This is a genomic window from Haloprofundus marisrubri (assembly GCF_001469955.1).
GTDB classification, from domain to species: domain Archaea; phylum Halobacteriota; class Halobacteria; order Halobacteriales; family Haloferacaceae; genus Haloprofundus; species Haloprofundus marisrubri.
The window spans coordinates 1-1,353 of record NZ_LOPU01000006.1 but is presented as its reverse complement, the minus strand read 5'-3'; the positions used below and the strand labels follow the sequence as shown (position 1 = coordinate 1,353).

General features: G+C 55.4%; 1 tRNA gene and 2 rRNA genes. All 3 read right to left on the bottom strand.

The features are described from left to right. A 23S ribosomal RNA gene (locus AUR64_RS21010) occupies positions 1 to 558 on the bottom strand; the annotation flags it as partial. Between the two features lie 219 nt (positions 559 to 777). Continuing rightward, positions 778 to 849, bottom strand: a tRNA-Ala gene (locus tag AUR64_RS01815). 134 nt (positions 850 to 983) lie between these two features. Next, positions 984 to 1,353: ribosomal RNA gene (locus tag AUR64_RS01810) — 16S ribosomal RNA — on the bottom strand; the annotation flags it as partial.

The window sequence follows — 1,353 nt, the reverse complement described above, 5'->3', positions numbered from 1 at the left end:
GCCTTTCATGCCCCGTCGTTCCATCGCCACCTGATTTCAAGCTCTATTGCACGGTCCTTCTCGGAGTGCTTTTCAGCGTTCGCTCACGCTACTTGTTCGCTATCGGTCTCGAGGAATGTTTAGTCTTGGCTGAGGATGCCAGCCAAATTCACGAGGGATATCCGACCCCCGATACTCTGGAGTTGGTCCGCGGTCGTTTGTCGACGATACGGGGTTGTCACCCTGTATCACGCTTCGTTCCAGAAGACTTCTCGTCAACAACAGACCGGTTATGACCAGTCCGAACACCACATTGCCCGTGAGGGCTTCGGTTTGGACTGTGTCGTCTTCACTCGCCGTTACTAACGACATCGCGGTTTGCTTTCTTTTCCTGTCGGTACTAAGATGTTTCAGTTCCCGACGTTCCCTATTGCGCAAAGGCAATTGTGAAGGGATTCCCATTAGGAGATCCTCAGTTCTTCGCTTCCATGCAGCTCCCTGAGGCTTATCGCAGCTTGGCGCGTCCTTCTTCGGTTCTCGAGCCGAGCTATCCACCAGATGGCAAAGTAGCCATACGATGGTATAGTGATGGACACTGTAATCCGTTCGATTGAACGGGTCCAGTGGACGTCTGGATTGCACGTACACACGGTTTCATAACACGCGCCGGAGTGAATGGTCGCGTGTTCAACCCTTCCCACCCACGCTTGCACGGGGTGGTGCATCGGTCTTGCTTCGGATATGAATCAAGTTGCGTCTCCCACTTAAGGGACACGGTCTGTGATTCACACCGAGAGATGGACCCACAGGGATTCGAACCCTGGGCATCCTCCTTGCAAAGGAGGCACTCTACCACTGAGCTATGGGCCCACTCCCAGCGAACTGGGAGCGTCTTGGCGAGCCAACGTAGTTCTAAGGTGCCCGACCGACAGAGCGGTCGTCATCGAGTTCGGGATGCGAATACGAAAGGTGCGCCAGGCGCGTCGGCCTGGTCGCGGGTCAGTAGGAGGTGATCCAGCCGCAGATTCCCCTACGGCTACCTTGTTACGACTTAAGCCCCCTTGCGAAGCCCAGATTCGACTACCGTATGGTAGCCTCATCCGGACCTCACTCGGGTGCTTTGACGGGCGGTGTGTGCAAGGAGCAGGGACGTATTCACCGCACTCTTCTGAAATGCGATTACTACCGAATCCAGCTTCATGTGGGCGAGTTTCAGCCCACAATCCGAACTACGACCGAGTTTCTGAGATTACCGTCCTCTTTCGAGGTTGGAACCCTTTGTCTCGGCCATTGTAGCCCGCGTGTTGCCCAGCACATTCGGGGCATACTGACCTACCGTTGCCCGTTCCTTCCTCCGTGTTAGCCACGGCAGTC